General features: G+C 48.8%; 15 protein-coding genes. 12 read left to right on the top strand and 3 right to left on the bottom strand.

All coding sequences use genetic code 11. The features are described from left to right. Positions 1-233: 233 nt before the first annotated feature. Complete coding sequence (gene murB, locus N2K84_RS01765) at positions 234-1,259, bottom strand: UDP-N-acetylmuramate dehydrogenase (RefSeq protein ID WP_282590040.1); 1,026 nt, start codon at positions 1,257-1,259, stop codon at positions 234-236. A gap of 94 nt (positions 1,260-1,353) precedes the next feature. Between murB and N2K84_RS01760 the strand changes: the two genes are divergently transcribed. From N2K84_RS01760 to N2K84_RS01750, 3 genes are all read left to right on the top strand, one after another. Beyond that, positions 1,354-2,466 (top strand): glycosyltransferase, encoded by a 1,113-nt coding sequence (locus N2K84_RS01760; protein ID WP_282590039.1) that lies wholly within the window; start codon positions 1,354-1,356, stop codon positions 2,464-2,466. Positions 2,467-2,633: 167 nt separating this feature from the next. After that, positions 2,634-2,840 (top strand): putative periplasmic lipoprotein, encoded by a 207-nt coding sequence (locus N2K84_RS01755; RefSeq protein WP_282590038.1) that lies wholly within the window; start codon positions 2,634-2,636, stop codon positions 2,838-2,840. A gap of 656 nt (positions 2,841-3,496) precedes the next feature. Further along, on the top strand, positions 3,497-3,784 hold the full coding sequence (locus N2K84_RS01750) for a hypothetical protein (protein ID WP_282590037.1): 288 nt from the start codon (positions 3,497-3,499) through the stop codon (positions 3,782-3,784). Positions 3,785-3,908: 124 nt separating this feature from the next. Here N2K84_RS01750 and N2K84_RS01745 read toward each other — a convergent pair whose 3' ends face one another. Next, the gene (locus tag N2K84_RS01745; RefSeq protein WP_282590036.1) at positions 3,909-4,625 is read right to left on the bottom strand and encodes a cell division ATP-binding protein FtsE; all 717 of its coding nucleotides are present in this window, start codon (positions 4,623-4,625) and stop codon (positions 3,909-3,911) included. A 251-nt stretch (positions 4,626-4,876) separates the two neighbouring features. Here N2K84_RS01745 and N2K84_RS01740 point away from each other — a divergent pair, with 251 nt between their 5' ends. From N2K84_RS01740 to N2K84_RS01725, 4 genes are all read left to right on the top strand, one after another. After that, positions 4,877-7,942, top strand: coding sequence for a tetratricopeptide repeat protein (locus N2K84_RS01740; protein WP_282590035.1), 3,066 nt, complete (start codon positions 4,877-4,879; stop codon positions 7,940-7,942). A 15-nt stretch (positions 7,943-7,957) separates the two neighbouring features. Next, on the top strand, positions 7,958-9,736 hold the full coding sequence (locus N2K84_RS01735) for a hypothetical protein (protein ID WP_282590034.1): 1,779 nt from the start codon (positions 7,958-7,960) through the stop codon (positions 9,734-9,736). A gap of 418 nt (positions 9,737-10,154) precedes the next feature. Next, positions 10,155-12,125: a DNA topoisomerase (ATP-hydrolyzing) subunit B gene (gyrB, locus tag N2K84_RS01730; RefSeq protein ID WP_282590033.1), complete on the top strand. Its 1,971-nt coding sequence runs from the start codon at positions 10,155-10,157 to the stop codon at positions 12,123-12,125. A 172-nt stretch (positions 12,126-12,297) separates the two neighbouring features. Further along, positions 12,298-12,885 carry an LOG family protein gene (locus N2K84_RS01725; protein WP_282590032.1) on the top strand — a complete coding sequence of 196 codons (588 nt, stop codon included), beginning with the start codon at positions 12,298-12,300 and terminating at the stop codon, positions 12,883-12,885. A gap of 155 nt (positions 12,886-13,040) precedes the next feature. Here the strand turns inward: N2K84_RS01725 and N2K84_RS01720 are convergent, their stop codons facing one another. Further along, positions 13,041-14,321 (bottom strand): M64 family metallopeptidase, encoded by a 1,281-nt coding sequence (locus N2K84_RS01720; protein WP_282590031.1) that lies wholly within the window; start codon positions 14,319-14,321, stop codon positions 13,041-13,043. A 70-nt stretch (positions 14,322-14,391) separates the two neighbouring features. Here N2K84_RS01720 and N2K84_RS01715 point away from each other — a divergent pair, with 70 nt between their 5' ends. From N2K84_RS01715 to N2K84_RS01695, 5 genes are all read left to right on the top strand, one after another. Then, the gene (locus N2K84_RS01715) at positions 14,392-15,663 is read left to right on the top strand and encodes a mechanosensitive ion channel family protein (RefSeq protein ID WP_282590030.1); all 1,272 of its coding nucleotides are present in this window, start codon (positions 14,392-14,394) and stop codon (positions 15,661-15,663) included. Positions 15,664-15,885: 222 nt separating this feature from the next. Further along, complete coding sequence (locus N2K84_RS01710; RefSeq protein ID WP_282590029.1) at positions 15,886-16,368, top strand: Lrp/AsnC family transcriptional regulator; 483 nt, start codon at positions 15,886-15,888, stop codon at positions 16,366-16,368. Between the two features lie 444 nt (positions 16,369-16,812). Then, a complete protein-coding gene (locus tag N2K84_RS01705) occupies positions 16,813-17,064 on the top strand; it encodes an RNA-binding regulator (protein ID WP_282590028.1) in 252 nt (83 codons plus the stop codon). Positions 17,065-17,074: 10 nt separating this feature from the next. Then, entirely contained in the window at positions 17,075-17,275 is a 201-nt protein-coding gene (locus tag N2K84_RS01700; protein WP_345894124.1) for a cold-shock protein, read from the top strand. A 170-nt stretch (positions 17,276-17,445) separates the two neighbouring features. Continuing rightward, positions 17,446-18,312, top strand: coding sequence for a sigma-70 family RNA polymerase sigma factor (locus N2K84_RS01695; protein WP_282590027.1), 867 nt, complete (start codon positions 17,446-17,448; stop codon positions 18,310-18,312). The last annotated feature ends 16 nt before the right edge of the window (positions 18,313-18,328 follow it).

Here is an 18,328-nt window from a genome sequence, read left to right as displayed (position 1 = left end):
AAAGTCCCCTTTAGGGGATTTAGGGGTCAGGAACTTGGGCTGGACTTACAATATGATAGTTCTGAAAAAACTCATAGGACTTTTTGGATAGCCTCGGACGGATGGAGACGAGCTTAGAAAAGCAGTTTAACATCTTCTAATAGAAAGAATGGCATTTAATTCCTAAAAGCGATTCCCTGCCGTAGGGACGAGATACATAACCTGAAACAATGTTTATGCTTTTGAAAAAAAGCTCATTCGGCTCCCAGTACATTCACTTCGGGCTCCAGCAGGATGCCGAAGCGGTCGGCCACCGACTGCCGTACTTTTTGGGCCAGCTGATAGACTTCTCGCCCGGTTGCCTGTCCGTAGTTGACCAGCACCAGCGCTTGCTTTTGGTGTACCCCCGCATCGCCTTCGCGGTAGCCTTTCCAGCCGCACTGGTCAATCAGCCAGCCGGCTGCCAGCTTGGCTTTTCCTTCGCCTGCCGGGTACACGGGCATGTCGGGGGAAGCGGCCCTCAGGGTTTCGGCCACCCCCGCCTCCACCACCGGGTTTTTGAAGAAGCTCCCGGCATTGCCCATCGCTTCGGGGTCGGGCAGTTTCGACTCGCGGATGGCCACCACCGCCTCGCGCACATTCAGCAAACTCTCGCCGCCCCGCTTTTCCACTTCGGCCATCAGGTCGCCGTAGTTCAGCTTAAACGTCGGGAACTTGTCGAGCCGGAACACCACCGAAGTCACCACGAAACGCCCTTTCAGCTCATTCTTAAAAATACTGTCGCGATAGGCAAAGCGGCATTCCGAGTCCGGAATCTCGTATTCGCTGAAGGTCTGCAAATCGAATCCTTTCACCAGCTCCACCACATCCTGCACCTCCACGCCGTAGGCGCCGATGTTTTGCACGGGCGCCGAGCCCACCCTGCCGGGAATCAGCGACAGGTTTTCCACCCCGCCGTAGCCCTGACTGACACAGTAAGCCACAAAGCCGTCCCAATCTTCACCCGCGCCGGCCTCCAGCCACACGTGGTTGCGGTCTTCACGCAGCAGTTTAATGCCGGGGAGGTTGGCATGGATCATCAATCCCTCAAAATCGTCCACCAGCAGCAGGTTGCTTCCACCGCCCAGGAAATACAGGGGCAACTGCTGCCACAGCCCGAAGTTGCTCAGAAAATAGGGCAAATCTTCGGCTTCGGTGAATTCAAAAAAATAGCGGGCTTTGGCGTCCAACCCAAATGTATTGTAGCGTTTTAGCGAAAAGTGCTCTTCGAAACGAACCATAACGAATTGATGAATGATGATTGATGATTGAAATTTTGGGCAAAGATAACAGAAGCTCGTTCAATTTCTGTTAATTTGCGGAAAAGCCTTGCCCATGCCCCCCACGATCGACCTTGCTGTAACCAACGACCTGGCCACCGACAACCGGGTACACAAAATGGCTATCAGCTTGCAGGACATGGGTTACGCGGTGCGGCTCACCGGCCGCAAACGCCGCAGCAGCCCTGCCCTTTCGCCGCGCAGCTATCCCACCCGCCGCATGCGGTTGATCTTCGAAAAAGGCCCGCTCTTTTATGCTGAATTCAACATACGTCTGCTTTGGCGGCTGCTCTTTTCGGGCGCCCGCATCGTGGTGGCCAACGATCTGGACACCCTGCCTGCCTGTTTCGTGGCCGCCAAACTGCGTCGCAAAAAGCTCGTATTCGACAGCCACGAGTATTTCACCGAAGTGCCCGAGCTGGTCAAGCGCCCGAAGGTGCAGGCCTTTTGGAAAAAAATAGAACGGCTGCTGGTCCCCGGGGTGAAACAGGCCATTACGGTATGCGATTCCATTGCCGACCTGTACCAACAAGAATACGGCGTCCCGTTCCGGATAGTGCGCAACCTGCCGCTCCGAACTCCAAAAGTTACGGTGGCCCCGAAAAAGAAAATCGACACCAACGAGCAAAAAGTCATTCTTTACCAGGGAGCGCTCAACCGGGGACGCGGGTTGGAACACGCCATCCGGGCCATGCAATATACCGAACAAGCCCAACTGTGGCTGGCCGGCGACGGCGACCTGACAGCTAAATTGCAAAGCCTGGTGCAACAGCTAAACCTGGGCAAGAAAGTAAAATTTCTGGGGCGCATCCCTTTGCACGAGCTTCCGGGCATCACCGCACAGGCCGACCTCGGCCTTTCCATTGAGGAAGACCTGGGCCTGAACTACCGTTATGCACTGCCCAATAAGCTGTTCGACTACATCCAGCAACATGTACCGGTATTGGTGAGCAATCTCCCCGAAATGAGAAAAGTAGTTGAAAACTATCAAGTCGGCTTGGTGCTCGACAGCCACAAACCGCACAACATGGCCCGGCAATTTGAACAAGCGTTATACGACACCGATCTTCGTAATATATGGTTAAGCAATCTGCCACGAGCCGCCGAAGAGCTTTGCTGGGAATGCGAACAGCCTGTTTTGTACGAAATCTTCCGGGATCTGCGGTAATTCGAGAGGAAAAATTAACCCTCAATCAATTCCAGATCAGTAAATTATTAAGTTTAAAAAATATTTTCGGGGAATTGAACAACGAACCCGACTTTTCTATAATTTGGCAGCACCATTAAAGCTACTCCAAACCCAAACAAGTATTCACTCGTTAAACCCTTTATTGTATGAAAAAGTTAATTTATTTGATTGGAATCGTGGCCTTTATGGCAGCTTGCAGCTCAAGCACCGCTACTAAAGAAGCAGCAACTGAAGAAGCTGCTGAAGTAGTAATCGAAGCAACAGAAGATGCTCAGGAAGCAATGACTGAAGAAGCTGTTGTTGACTCAGCTGCTGCCGTAGTGGAAGAAGCTGCAGAAGTGGTTGCTGAATAAGCAGCGCAACTGCCTAAAAAAACTGTCCCGAAAACTTCCGGATCCTTCCGGGGTTTTTTAGGGGCAGTTTTTTTTATACTCCTGTCCGGAAGGACAAAACAAGGATTCCCGTAATCCGGCTAAATCGAAATCATTGGTGTCCTGTAAAGAGGATATTAAGTCCCTACGGGACTCTGTTGCAACTATTAACATATTTTCTACCAATATGCTGTCCGGCAGTTGCCGGACAGTCCCTTTAGGGACGTAATATTGGTAGAAAAAGAAAGTAACACCTGATTCCCCAAGTCCGGCTACTCCGAAGGAGTTGAATGTTCATCACCGCCAGTCTTTACTGGCGGCACACAAGGACCTTTCTCCCCGAACTCCGAAGGTGTTCAACATTTACCGGATACCGGCTTCCTTAGAAAGCTGGTTGTTTCATTGGCTCCGGGGAAAGGGTTTCGGACGGAAGTGAACCGTGTTGCCATTTCTTTCGTTCAACCCGCTTCGGGGTTGCGGTAATTGTTCCCGTTTTGCGAATCCCCCAATCGAATTGGGGGTGATGAGTGGTTCGATCACTCCGTGATCGCAGGTTGCTTTTCGGATGAAACCGGATTTAAGGATTGCGACAGGGAAAAAGGAGTGCAAGAATTATTACCGTCTAAAGCATTCTTGAAGTGGTTTTGCCGGCTGTCGGCGTGGCCTACGAGGGTTTTGAATTAGAAAACAAGGGAAATGAATCGGAGTGCCACACTACTCCGAAGGAGTTGAATGTTCATCACCGCCAGTCTTTACTGGCGGCAAACAAGGAGCCTTCCCCCCCGAACGCCGAAGGTGTTCAACATTTACCGGATACCGGCTTCCTGAGAAACCTGGTTGTTTCGTTGGATCCGGGAAAAGGATTTTGGACGGAAGTGAACTGTGTTGCCATTTCTTTCGTTCAACCCGCTTCGGGGTTGCGGTAATTATTCACGTTTTGCGAATCCCCCAATCGAATTGGGGGTGATGAGTGGTTCGATCACTCCGTGATCGCAGGTTGCTTTTCGGATGAGCTTGAATTCTCTGTTTTGTACTGCCCTAGCCGATACTTTACTCTTCCAGCAACTCTGCGAAGTCCACTTCTTCGGTCGCTTTCGACGGGTCGGTCAGTTTCTGGTCGGCACACACCAACGTGCGCGAAGCAAACTTATTCAGCAGAATATAATCGTGGGTGGCCATCAGGATGGTCTTGCCCTGCTCATTGATTTCCTTGAAAATCTGCATCAGCTCTTCCGAAGTTTCCGGATCGAGGTTGCCGGTAGGCTCATCGGCCAGGATGATCTCGGGGTTGTTCAGCAAGGCACGGGCAATTACCACCCGCTGCTGCTCCCCGCCCGACAACTCGTGCGGCATACTGCGCAGCTTGTGGGCCATGCCCACTTTCTCCATCACCTGAAAGATGCGGTCTTCGATCGCTACTCCCTGTTTCCAGCCTGTAGCTTTCAGCACAAACGAAAGGTTGTCGTGTACGTTCCGATCGGTCAGCAGTCGGAAATCCTGGAAAACAACACCCAGCTTGCGGCGCAGAAAAGGCACTTCCTTCTGCTTGATCTTCCGAAGGTTATAGCCAGCCACCCAGGCTTCGCCGCCGTACAACTCCAGTTCGGCATTCAACGCTTTGATCAGGCTCGACTTTCCGCTGCCCACTTTCCCGATCAGATAGACCCATTCGCCGGGTTGAATTTCCAGATTTACGTTCCCCAGCACCAAGTGGTCCTGCTGAAAAATATCAACGCCCTTCAACGAAATAATTGATGTCTGATCCATTCGTGTGCTTTTTCGTGCCTCGTACAAAACTAATTTTTTTTGATCAACTAAATAATAAAGCCGGGAAATAAACAGTTTTTTGTTGAGAAATCAGGTGGTTGAAACACCGTAAACGATAACATTATCACTATTTTTAGCGCATGAATATTTCAAAGTCCATGAACGATCCCCGCCCTTTGCTTCATTTTCGAAAGCACCAATCAGCAGGGATAAACGATGTGCTGACAAATGAACATTAAAACATGAAACAGATGAAAACAAGATTGCTCCTGTTCATTGCTTTGACCTGTTGCACGGCCCTATCCGCCCTCGCACAGCAAACAGCCTATTATGAGTCCCTTTCGGAGGCTATTCATCAGGCAAAAGAGCTATACGAAAAAAATAAATTTATTGCAGCGCAAGAGCAGTTTGCCGGCATTGCCGCCCGCAGTGAGGCCAATTCGGCAACCCGCAGCGAGGCCGAATTTTACCAAGCCCTGTGCGCGCTGAAACTGGAATCGGGAAACAGCAAGGAGCAAATGGAAAACTTCCTGGCCCGCACCCCGGAAAGCCCCTATGCCAACCTGGGCCTGTTTGAGTTGGGCAATGCCCGCTTTAACAGCGGCCAGTATGCGCTGATGCTGCGTAGCTGGAAAAACCTGAAAACCGCTCAACTAACAAACGAGGAACAGGAGAAGGTGATCTATCAGCGTGGGTATGCCTACTTTCAGACCGAACAATATGCATTGGCAGAAAAAGAGTTTGCCCGTATCAAAGACCGCAACAGCCGCTTGGCTGCCCCGGCCAAATATTACTGGGCACACATCGCCTATCTGAACGAACGTTACGATGAAGCGCTGGCCACCTTCAACCAACTGAAAGACAATCCCGCCTTTGCACCGGTCATCCCGTTTTACATGAGCCAGATTTACTATAAGCAGGGCGAATACGCGCGGGTGATCGAATTTACGGAACCGCTCCTAAAAACAGCCGACAAACAACAGCTGGCCAGCCTTTCGAAGATTTTGGCCAATTCGTACTTTCACCTGCAACGCTATCCCGAAGCCATTCCGCATTTCGAAACCTATTTTGCCGAAAGCAAAAGCCGGCAGCGCGACGAGAATTACATGCTTGGCTACTGCTACTATGTAGCCGGACGCTATCCGGAAGCCATCGCACCGCTTGAACATGCCTCGAAAGGGAAAGACGAGCTGGCCCAAAACGCGTATTACCACCTGGCCGACTGCTACGTGAAAACGGACGACAAAAACAAAGCCCGCGTGGCTTTTGAGGCAGCTTCGGAAATGGATTTCAACCCGGACATCAAAGAAGACGCCTTGTTCAACTTCGCCAAAATAACCTACGAATTGTCGTATTCGCCCTTCAACGAAACCATCAGGGCCTTCGACAAATACATCTCGCTTTACCCCAATTCCGGGCGCAACGATGCCGCCTACGATTACCTGGTGAAAGTATATATGAGCACCAGCAACTATAAAGATGCGGTGGAATCCATCGAAAAAATCAAAGTAAAAAGCCCGGCCATCCGCAAAGCCTGGCAACGGGTAACGTATTTCCGGGGACTGGAGCTGTTTAACAACCTCGACTACCAATCGGCCATCGGGTACTTCGACCAGTCGCTGGCCAACGCCGAACAGAACCGCGAGCTGCAAGCCTCTGCCCTGTTTTGGAAGGCCGAAGCAGCCTACCGGTTGGGCGATTACAACCAGGCGGTAGCCGGCTTCAACCAGTTCCTGAAAACGCCGGGCGCCACGTCGCTTCCCGAGTATCAATCGGCAAATTACAACCTGGGGTACAGTTTCTTTAAGCTGAAAGATTATAACCAGGCAGCAGCTGCCTTTCAGAAATATACCACCGGACAAACCGGAGACCGCGGCGACAAACTGGGCGACGCCTACAACCGGTTGGGCGACTGCTATTTCATCAACCGCGACTACCGCAATGCCGTGAAAAATTACGAGCAGGCTTACGCCCTGCGCACCTACGACGCCGACTACGCCCTCTTTCAAAAGGCCATTTGCCTGGGCCTTCAGCGCGAACAGGAACAAAAAACCAGCAGCCTGCGAAGCCTGCTGCAAACGTTCCCGCAGTCGGCCTTTACCGACGACGCCCTGTACGAGCTGGGGCGTACCTACGAACGTCAAAACGAAAACCAGATCGCCATAGGCTACTACAACGACCTGCTGAAAGAACACTCGCAAAGCAGCTTCCAAGCCAAGGCGCTGCTCCAACTGGGGCTGATTTATTACAACCAGTCCAACTACAACCAGTCGCTGGATTACTACAAACAAGTGGTTGAAAAATATCCCAACAGTCCCGAAGCGCAATCGGCCTTGCTGGGCATCAAAAACAACTATGTAGAGATGAACAACGTGGACGCGTACTTTGCCTACGTCAACCGCATTGGCCAGGGCGCAACAGTTACGGTTTCGGAGCAGGACTCACTGAGCTACCTGGCCGCCGAAAAGCTGGTAATGGACCGCAATCCGCAAGCCCGTCTGCAACTGGAGCGCTACCTGCAGCAATACCCGGAAGGCAGTTTCAGTCTGAATGCCCGTTTTTATTTGGGTGAAAGCAAATATGCCTCCGGCGAATTTTCATCGGCCCTGAAAGATTTTGAATACGTAGCCGGGAAGCCCGACAACATTTTCACGGAACCGGCTCTGGGCAGGGCAGCCGAACTGGAGTTTAACGCGGCCAACTACAGCCGGGCGCTTACTTATTACGAACGGATGGACAATATTTCGAACACGAAATGGAACCAGTTGCGGGCACGCGCCGGAAAGATGCGCTGCCACTACGAACTGGCAAACTACACTGCCTGCCTGGAAGCCTCGCAGCAACTCCTGGAAACCGAAAACCTGACCGAAGAGCTGAAGCGTGAAGCGAATTACAAACTGGCCAAGTCGCTTTACCTGACCCAAAATTACACGCAGGCGCTGCCCCTGTTTACCGAGTTGGCCAAAGACACCAAATCGCACGAAGGCGCCGAATCGAAATACCTGCTCACTGAGATTTTGGCCAGCCAAAACCAGCTTAACCAGGCCGAAAACGAGGTGATGGACTTTATCTCGAAAAACACGCCCCACCAATTCTGGCTGGCAAAAAGTTTCATCCTGCTGGCTGATATCTACCTGCAAAAAGGAGACGATTTCCAGGCCAAACATACCTTGAAAAGTATTGTCGAGAATTATCCCGAAGAGAACGATGGCATCCTTGAAACCGCCGGAGCCAAGCTGAAGCACCTGGAAGACCTGGAAAAACAGCAACAACAGCAGCAAGACAAACCGATGGAAATCAACATCAACCAACAGTAACAAAAAACACGCAGTATGAAAACGTCATTCATCCGATATATTTTTCTGATTTCATTCTTTGGAGGCGCCACCCACCTGGCTGTAGCACAACAAGACACCACCCGCCTGCGCAAGGAAGTGGAAGTAGTAAAGGCCTATCAGCCCAGCATTTCCGACGCGTTTAAAATCAACGACATTCCGCAGATCAAACAAAACGCCGCCGAAAAGCCGGTATTCGATTACCGTATCAACTCGCAGCCCGTGTTTTCCACCTTTTCGGTTGAGCCGGTGCAGGCCGCGCAAATGGCCCGCGAACCCAAAGCAGAACAAGGAAACGGCCTGCTAAAAGGCGGCATAGGCAACTACCAAACCCCCTATGCCGAGCTCTTTTACAATACCGAAGCCGGACGCCGTTCCTCCTTCGGCATGCACTTCAAGCATTTGTCGTCGAATGGAAAAATTAAGCTGATGAACGACGACAAAGTGAAGGCCCCGCACAGCGAAAACCTGGCGGCACTCTATGCCACCCACAACTTTCGGAAAGCAACACTAGACGCCAAGCTGCATTTTTCTCGACAGGCTTTCCGCTATTACGGTTATTCCGGCGACTCGCTGACCAATGCGCGAAAAGAAATGCTCATGCCTTTTTGGGACTTTAAGCAGGCTTTCTCCAAAGGCGGGCTGGAAGTGCAGCTCACCGGAGATGAAAATCCCCGTTCCGACCTTTTCTATCAAGCCAATTTTCAATACCAGCATTTTAGCACTAAAAGCGGGCAAAAAGAGAACCTCGTAAAACTGAGCGGCCTGATCGATAAAGAATTTGACCAATTTTGGGGACAGTTGGATGCCGGCATCACGGTACTGAAAACCGACAGTATTTTTAATCGGGCCTTTGACGAATACGGCAAGAAACAGCAGCTTGTGTTCAAACTGAATCCGTCCGTATTATTCAGCAACGATGAAGCCAGCCTGCGCGTTGGACTAAACAGCTACGCGGTGATGGACGATGACTCGGACGGCGACTACATGCTGGCGCCGCTTGTAAAAGCCGAGTGGTCGCCGGTAGAAAATATGCTGACCCTGTTTGCCGGCACCGACGGAAAAATACAGCACAACCACTACTCGGCCATTGCTGCCGAGAATCAGTTTATCAACCCGTATCAGGACATCAAAAACACGAAATACAACTACATCCTGACAGCCGGACTCCGCGGAAAATTCTCCTCCAAGTTCAATTTCCGGGTCCAGGCCGATTATGCCAAAATTAAAAACCAACATTTCTTCATCCTGCATGAAGACAAGTACCTGGGGGCCGAAGATCCGTTCCTGAAATCGAATACCTTCGACGTGGTGTACGACCGGATGAAACAACTGACCCTGGGGGGCGAATTGTTCTTTGTTGCCTCGAAAGATTTCAGCCTACTGGTAAACAGTAAATTCTATTCATACGATCTGAACAACCTGGCCGAAGCCTGGCAAAAACCTGGTTACGAAGCCGGCGCTTCGCTCAACTTTCACCCGGAAGGCCCGCTAAGCCTGACAGCCGACATTCTCCTGTTCGGAAAACGAAAAGCTTTGGTTCAAACAGCTATTTACGACCCGGTCATCAGCAATACCGAGCCGGTACAAAGCGAAGAAACAATCGTCACAATCGATCCGATCCTGGATATAAACTTCGGCTTAAACTATCAATATTCATCGAAACTAAGCTTTTGGGGAAAGGTGAACAACTTTGCGTTTCAGAAATACGAAAGCTGGCTGGGCTACACGCAAAAAGGCATGAACCTGCTGGTTGGCGCCAGCTATTCGTTCTGACACTGCCGGCCAATTTTACAATGGCTGCTTGAAAAGTCATAAGATTCACGGCATCCGTCGCCCTGAATTTATTTCAGGGTCTGACGATCCGAATGTTGAGATTCCGATCCGGCAACTGCCGGACGGGATGATGTGTCCCAAGACTTTTCAAACAGCCATTTTTTGTTGATATTTTTAGCCCCATCCATCGGAATAAAAACCATGCTTTATTGCATATTTTTGCTATATTTGCGTGTTAATTGCCGGAGGAAAAAAATGCAAAGCAAACAACTGAAAATCATTCACCTGACAAACGACACCACAGGGAAGTGAAACAGTAGAAAATCCTTTTACAAGCAGATAAAATAAGCAAGGCCGCATCCACCTAAAAAGAGATGGGCATATCAAGATTTTGAATAAACCAAACAAAGAATAATAGATGAGCGAATTAGAAAACAAGCCAACGAACGGAAACGGAAATGGCAATTATTCAGCAGACAGCATCCAGGTACTGGAAGGTTTGGAAGCGGTACGGAAACGTCCGGCCATGTACATTGGCGATGTCAACGAAAAAGGGCTTCACCACCTGGTGTACGAGGTGGTTGACAACTCCATTGACGAAGCCCTGGCAGGCTATTGCAAAAACATTGATGTCATCATAAACGAGGATAACTCCATCACGGTGAAAGATGATGGTCGCGGGATCCCCACCGAAATTCATACGAAAGAAAACAAATCGGCACTGGAGGTGGTCATGACGGTTCTCCATGCCGGTGGTAAATTCGATAAAGACAGCTATAAAGTTTCCGGGGGTTTGCATGGTGTAGGCGTTTCGTGTGTGAACGCGTTGTCTATTCACCTGAAGGCGGAAGTACACCGCGAAGGTAAAGTCTGGGTGCAGGAATTCAGCATTGGCAAACCGCTGTACCCGGCAAAAGTAGTTGGCGAAACCGATAAAACCGGCACCTATGTGACCTTCAAACCGGATGGTAACATCTTCCTGACCACCACCTACAAATACGAAATCCTGTCGGCACGCTTGCGCGAACTGGCCTTCCTGAATGCAGGGGTCAGCCTCAGCCTCACCGACATGCGTGAGCTTGACGATGAGGGCAAACCCAAAACAGAACATTTCTACTCAGAAGAAGGACTGAAAGAATTTGTGGAATTCCTGGATGCCACCCGCGAGCGCCTGATTGATGAGACCATCCATATTTCTTCGGAAAAAAGCGATGTTCCGGTAGAAATCGCCCTTCATTACAACACCTCGTTTACCGAAAATATACATTCGTATGTAAACAACATCAACACCATTGAAGGAGGAACGCACCTCACCGGTTTCCGCCGAGGGCTGACACGTACGCTGAAAAACTACGCCGAAACGTCGGGCATGCTTTCCAAACTGAAATTTGACATCAGTGGCGACGACTTCCGCGAAGGCCTTACGGCAGTGGTGTCGGTGAAAGTGGCCGAGCCACAGTTTGAAGGGCAGACAAAAACCAAGCTGGGTAACTCGGAAATCAGCTTACCGGTCGATCAGGCCGTTAGCGAGATGCTTTCCATCTATCTGGAAGAAAACCCCAAAGCCGCCAAAGCAATCGTCAACAAAGTGATCCTGGCAGCCACGGCCCGTCACGCAGCGCGCAAAGCCCGCGAACTGGTACAGCGTAAAAATGTACTCTCCGGTGGTGGTTTGCCCGGCAAACTCGCCGACTGCTCCGAGAAAGACGCCGAACAATGCGAAGTATTCCTGGTAGAGGGAGACTCGGCAGGCGGTACAGCCAAGCAAGGACGCAACCGTCGTTTTCAGGCCATCCTGCCGTTGCGCGGTAAAATCCTGAACGTGGAGAAAGCGATGCACCACAAGGTATTTGAGAGCGAAGAGATCCGAAATATTTTCACCGCGCTGGGTGTTACTATCGGAACCGAAGAAGACTCAAAAGCAGTAAACCTGTCGAAGTTACGTTACCACAAGATCATCATCATGACCGATGCCGATGTGGACGGAAGCCACATTGCCACCCTGATCATGACCTTCTTCTTCCGGTTTATGAACGAACTGATTATGAAAGGCCACCTCTATATTGCTACCCCACCACTCTATTTGGTGAAGAAAGGTAAAAAAGAAGAATACGCCTGGACCGAACAGCAACGCCTGCGCCTGATTGATGAATGGGGTGAAGGAAAAGAGTCGAGCGTTCATGTGCAACGTTACAAAGGTCTTGGTGAAATGAACGCCGAGCAGCTTTGGGAAACGACCATGGACCCCGAACGCCGCACCCTGCGTCAGGTTACGATTGAAAGTGCCGCCGAGGCCGATCACATCTTCAGCATGCTCATGGGTGACGAGGTTCCGCCACGCCGTCAGTTTATCGAAGATCACGCGATCTACGCAAATATTGATGCTTAAATAGGAATTTTTAAGGCTGCCCAAAAAGCTAACTAAGGAACTCAGTCACCATGTCCGGCAATCGCCGGATCAGGGTCTGTTTCTCCGGGATAAAGATCCCGAAACGAGTTCGGGATGACTTTGTCAATAGCTTTTTGGGCAGCCCATTTTTTTTATCATTATATCGGGGATTATGAAAATTTGTGTCTTTTGTTCTTCCAGTAATGCGGTGGCCAATGTGTATGTAAACGAGGCCATTTCTCTGGCAAAATTGATCGGTCAAAACGGGCAAACCCTGATCAATGGCGGCGCCAATGTAGGCCTGATGCACACCATGCTCGAAAAAGCCCTTGAAGCCGGGGCCCACACGATCGGCATTATTCCGGAAAAGCTAAAAGGACACAACCTGGTATCGGAGCATGCCCGCGAACTTCACATCACCAAAGACATGATGGAGCGCAAAGCAATCATGCGCGAGCAGGCAGATGCTTTTGTGGCCTTGCCCGGCGGGTTTGGAACCCTGGAAGAAATTCTGGAAGTGATTACCCTGAAGCAGCTCGACTACCACAACAAGGCCATTGTATTCTTAAATACCAACGGCTTTTATGACGACTTGTTCCGCCAGTTCGAGCGTTCGTTCGAAGAAAATTTCGCCAAACACAACTATCGCGAACTGTACCACATTGCCCAAACCAGCGAAGAAGTGATGGATTATTTGTCATCCTACACGCCATCGACACCGGTAAACAAATGGTACAAAGTGCCCGGAAACCGGGAATAATCCAGTGCCACATCCATGTAGAATCGTCTGAATTGTGTCACCCTGAACTTGTTTCAGGCCCTAAGATTCATAGAGATACCGAAACAAGTCCGGTAGGACGCTCTGCCCAAATTGCATTGATATTGCAGTAGCTCCGGCAGCAACATTCCTGCAACTTATTCCCGGCAATGCCATAAAATTGCTTCCTCAATGGCCTGTTGACAAACCGGGCAAAACCCTTCGGCCTCATTGGTTTTCATCCGGCAATTCATCATCGGGCTGTAAATGCCCTTTGCCGAATAACCGCCCCCTTCGAAAACCCCCAATATATGCCGGTATTTGCTTTCGCGGGGAGTTGGCACCGGGGTTTGCGGATCGAGCATGGTTTTCCATTTTCGGTCGAAATCAACCAGCGTCGTGATGTTGGGTTCCCAGGGCTCTACTCGTTTATTGTAGAATTCGTCGTAAGCCACTTCCGATGAATAATACTCGTCGGCCAGGCCGGCAAAACCATGCCCAAATTCATGCACGAGCACTTGCGGCGCCTTCTCGTGATCGACCGTGGTCACCGACAGAAAGTTATAAAAACCGCCACCACCGTAACGATCGCTGTTCACCAACAGGTAGATGTGGTCGTACGGCACGGCCGCTGCCGCATCGTGGATCGCTTTCATGTCTTTGGTGGTCAGGTAACGGGGCGTATCAAACGTATAAAAAGATGAACCAAATGCCGTATTTACATAAATCGCCTCACCGGGCACATCGGTCCCGGATTGCGCAGAGGGTACTTTCACCGCGTAAATATTGAAATCACTCCGGTGACGGTTAAACGGTTCGGCAGCAAACAAAATGTTGGTCATCCGTTCCACATCGGCTGAAAATTTATCCATTTCCGCTTCCGTATAGCCTTCCGGCAGAAATACCAGGTCCACTTTCTGATCCGGTTTCCCGCTTTTCAGAACGGTTTCAACCTCATATATTGGAGAAGGCTCATTGAGTATGAAATAATCCGTCGGGTTTATTTCCATTGAGAAAAGCTGTACAAAATCTCCATCCCGGTTCTTGCTCTCAATGGTAAAGCGAATTTCTTTCTTCGGAAAGGGCAACATGGCTACCTGATAATAGCTTCGCTTCAACTTGCTGGCCTCGGCGGTTGTTTGCCATTCCTGAAACAACGGGCAAAATCCCTTCGAAAAAATCAGCTCACCGCTTTTCAGGTCGAACACACGGTACCGGTACGTACCGTAATTCTTTCCATCGATCAAATTGACCGTTGAGCCCGCGAAGAAAGGTTCCCGCTTCATTTGCTCCAGATACACTTCGGACAAGCTGTCGGTACCGGCCAACAGGTAATCCACACGCAGGCTGGCTGGTTCGAAATAAGCGGAAAAGCTCACCTGTGCATTCAGCCAAACAGGCAACGTAAGGAGGAAGATTAATGGGAACATACGTTTCATACTTCTGGCAATTTATTATTTTTAAAACATAAAAGTAAACACAAAATCATCAAAGAAACAAATAAGCAAGATGACTCATTTAAAGGACTATTTCATTGATTTATTTCAGCAATTGAATTTTTCGGCCAGTTGGGCAGAGATAACATCCATCTCGATCATGCTGATTGCCCTGTTCATTCTGGCAATCCTGGCACAAATAATTACGCGGGCCATCCTGATCAAGGTTATACATCGCCTGCTGGAAAAAACGAAAACGGAGTGGGACGACTTCCTGATTAAAAGAAAAGTATTCAGCGCCCTCGCCCACCTTTCATCGGCCTTCATCATCTATAAAATGTACGATTTCAGCGGCGTCGTATTCATCTCTATTATACTGAACGGCCTGGTGCGTATTTATTTTGTGATCATCTTCACGCTAGCGCTCGTGCGCACGGCCAACGCGGTCAACGATATTTACCAGACCACGCCCTATGCGGCCACCCGCCCCATTAAAGGCTATGTGCAGCTGGTGCAAATCCTGATCATTTTCCTGGCCACCATCTTTGTAATCTCCATCCTGATCAACAAATCTCCGCTGGGGCTTTTCGCCGGACTTGGCGCCATGGCCGCCGTGCTGCTGTTGGTTTTTAAAGATTCTATTCTCGGCTTTGTGGCCAGTATCCAACTGTCGGCCAACAACATGCTAAAGCCCGGCGACTGGATCGAGATGCCTTCGCACCGGGCCGACGGCACCGTGATCGACATTTCGCTGACGACCGTGAAGGTTCAAAACTGGGACAAAACCATCACCACCATCCCCACTTACGCCTTGGTTTCGGAGTCGTTTAACAACTGGGCGGGCATGGAAGAGTCGGGTGGCCGCCGCATCAAACGATCCATCAGCATCGACATGAAAAGCGTTCGGTTTGCAGACCAACCTCTGCTGGAGAAACTGAGCCACTTTCACCTGCTAAAAGATTACATTGCCCAAAAAGAGAAGGAAATCAGCGACTTCAACCAAAAACTGCAGCTTGCTGAAGGCGATATTTACAACGGACGTCGCCAAACCAACCTCGGCATCTTCAGGTACTACCTGCAAGCCTACCTGAAACAAAATCCCAACATCCACCAGGAAATGACCTTTTTGGTGCGGCACCTTCAACCCACCGAAAAAGGCATTCCCCTCGAAATATACGTATTCAGCAAAGACCAGCGCTGGGCCAACTACGAAGGCATCCAGGCTGATATTTTCGATCATATATTGGCAATCATTCCCGAATTTGGCCTGCGCGTGTACCAAAATCCCAGCGGGAATGATATCACCGAATTTATCCATCACCAGGCACAGCAACATACTGACTAGCAACTAACTGATATAATTTTAGCAAGACCCCCGGATATCATTGAGAAATATAAAAATTTGTCATACATTTGCTGCCCGAAATCGGAAGTACTATTTTACCAAATCAAAGGCAAATACTTTCGATTTGTTACAAATGAGGTGTTTTCAAATTACTATTATTAATAAATGTCATTTTTTAGTACATTTACATTTCGATTTCTAAAAAGATAACTTTTAACTGATATGATGAACCAAGACTATATTGAACCCCTGCCACAAATTGATGAGCTTGACGAGAAAATCCTCCGGCTTATTACCAAAAATGCCCGTATTCCGTTTCTGGAAGTTGCCAGGGAGTGTGGCGTATCCGGGGCAGCCATTCACCAGCGTGTGCAGCGGTTGTTAAACTTAGGGGTTGTATCGGGCAGTGAATTTATTGTAAACCCGTCAAAACTGGGCTACAACACCTGCGCCTACATGGGCATTTACCTGGAAAAAGCCAAATACCACACCAAAGTGGCCGAAGCATTGCGCACCATCCCCGAGATTGTGGAGTGCCATTACACAACCGGCCAATACGCGATCTTCATCAAAATTCAAACTAAAACCAACAAGCACCTGAAAAAACTGATTGACGAAGACCTACAGGAAATTGAAGGCATTGCGCGTACCGAAACATTCATTTCACTGGAAATGGATTTCAAACGCCAGGTAGCCATCAAATAAAAACCATACCCGATAAAATCCGAAAACCGTCCGTCTATCCGGGCGGTTTTTTTTATCATATAGCTCAACAAAGTTTTCATCAGACAATTTCCAGCCATTCAACACCTCCTGCCTATTGCCCACGTCAATTAACCGGCAATTGCGCCTCATTTGTCATTAATTGAAGGATAATTTCTTTTCGTAGTAATTATCTGATAATTAAAGCGTATCTTTGTGCGAAATTCAGATTTGAGAATTTGCGCTTTTATTTACTAATTTCCTGCGCTTCATTAGTTCATCACGGCTCTTTTTTTTGAATTCTTTATTTTCGGATCACTGATTTTTTCGTCTGCTGCCTGTTTTTATTTTCACTCGCTTTTGCAGGAAACACAAGCAAACCTAAACAATGCGGGTCGCACAAGCGAATCATGTTATCCAGAAAGTTTCAATTTTAAATTACACAACATGAACATTTATGTAGGAAACCTTGATTTCAAGGTAAACGAAGACGAGCTGAAAGAAATTTTTGAAGAGTATGGAACGGTTAATTCATCAAAAGTGGTTACCGATAATTTCAGCGGAAGAAGCAAAGGATTTGGTTTCATTATTATGGATGACCAAACAGAAGCCAACAAGGCAGTAAACGAACTGAACGGAGCCACTCTGGAAAACCGGAAAATGGTTGTTAACGAGGCAAAGCCAAGAAAACAATATTAGATTCATCATCATGCAAAAAGGAAAAATAAAATGGTACGATGAAATCAAAGGATTTGGTTTCATTGTTCCGGAACACGGTGACGACATTTTTGTACACCGTTCCGGACTGTCCAACTCAACTGTCAGGCTTCAAAACGACCAGGAAGTTGTTTTTGAAACCCAACAGGGCTCCAAAGGTGTGGTTGCCGTGAATGTAAAACCGGCAGTCTAACTCACTAAAGCCTGCTTTTCAGCCGGTTGCCAAATAGATACCCGTTCCCGGTTCATCACGCAGGAATGGGTATTTCGATTTCAATTGTTGGATGCAGGATGAACTCCCGCAGGCAGCAACATAAAAATAGATTACTGTTTCAATAGAAAACTCCTGATAAATACAGATCAATGCGGCAGCTTAGAATTTCAAAACAAATTACCCAACGCACCGATGACTCCATTAACCGCTATTTTCAGGAAATTGGCAGATATCCCATGGTGTCAGCCGAAGAGGAAGTTGAGCTGTCAGTGCGAATCCGGGGTGGAGATGAGGCTGCTCTTGAAAAATTGGTATTGGCCAATTTACGTTTTGTGATTTCAGTAGCCAAACAATATCAAAATCAAGGGCTTTCCTTTCCGGATTTGATAAACGAAGGCAACCTGGGACTGGTAAAAGCGGCGCAAAAATTTGATGAAACACGCGGGTTCAAGTTCATTTCGTATGCCGTTTGGTGGATTCGCCAGTCGATAACCCAGGCTATTTCGGAACAAACCCGCATTGTTAGGCTGCCAATAAACCGCCTTTCATCCATCAACAAAATTGCAAAAGCCATTCCCTACCTGGAACAAAAATACGAACGCGAACCTACCAACGCCGAATTGGCCGCTCACCTCGAGCTGACCGACGAAGAGGTGGCAATTGCCAATGATATTAAAAAACGCCAGATCTCGTTCGACATGCCCCTTTCGCCCAACGGCGAGAGCGACTTTAATCTGTATGATTTGGTACAAACGGGAAATATCCCTTCGCCCGACAACCATTTAATGGAAGAATCCTTGTCGAAAAACATCAGCCGCGCGCTGAATAAACTTTCGACCAGAGAGGCATCCATTTTGACCATGTCGTTTGGTTTAGGCCGGACACCAGCCTATTCTCTTCACGACATAGCCTGCGAACATAACATGTCAACAGAGCGTGTGAGACAGATCAAAAGCAAAAGTTTGTTCAAATTGAAAAAAATGTTGCAGGATAAATATGCATTTTTAGAATATTAGTTGTTAATTCAAGCAT

This window comes from Gaoshiqia sediminis (assembly GCF_025907915.1).
Taxonomy (GTDB): Bacteria; Bacteroidota; Bacteroidia; order Bacteroidales; family Prolixibacteraceae; genus Gaoshiqia; species Gaoshiqia sediminis.
Note: the sequence above shows the minus strand (reverse complement) of the source record. Positions and strands in the feature narration are given on the sequence as shown.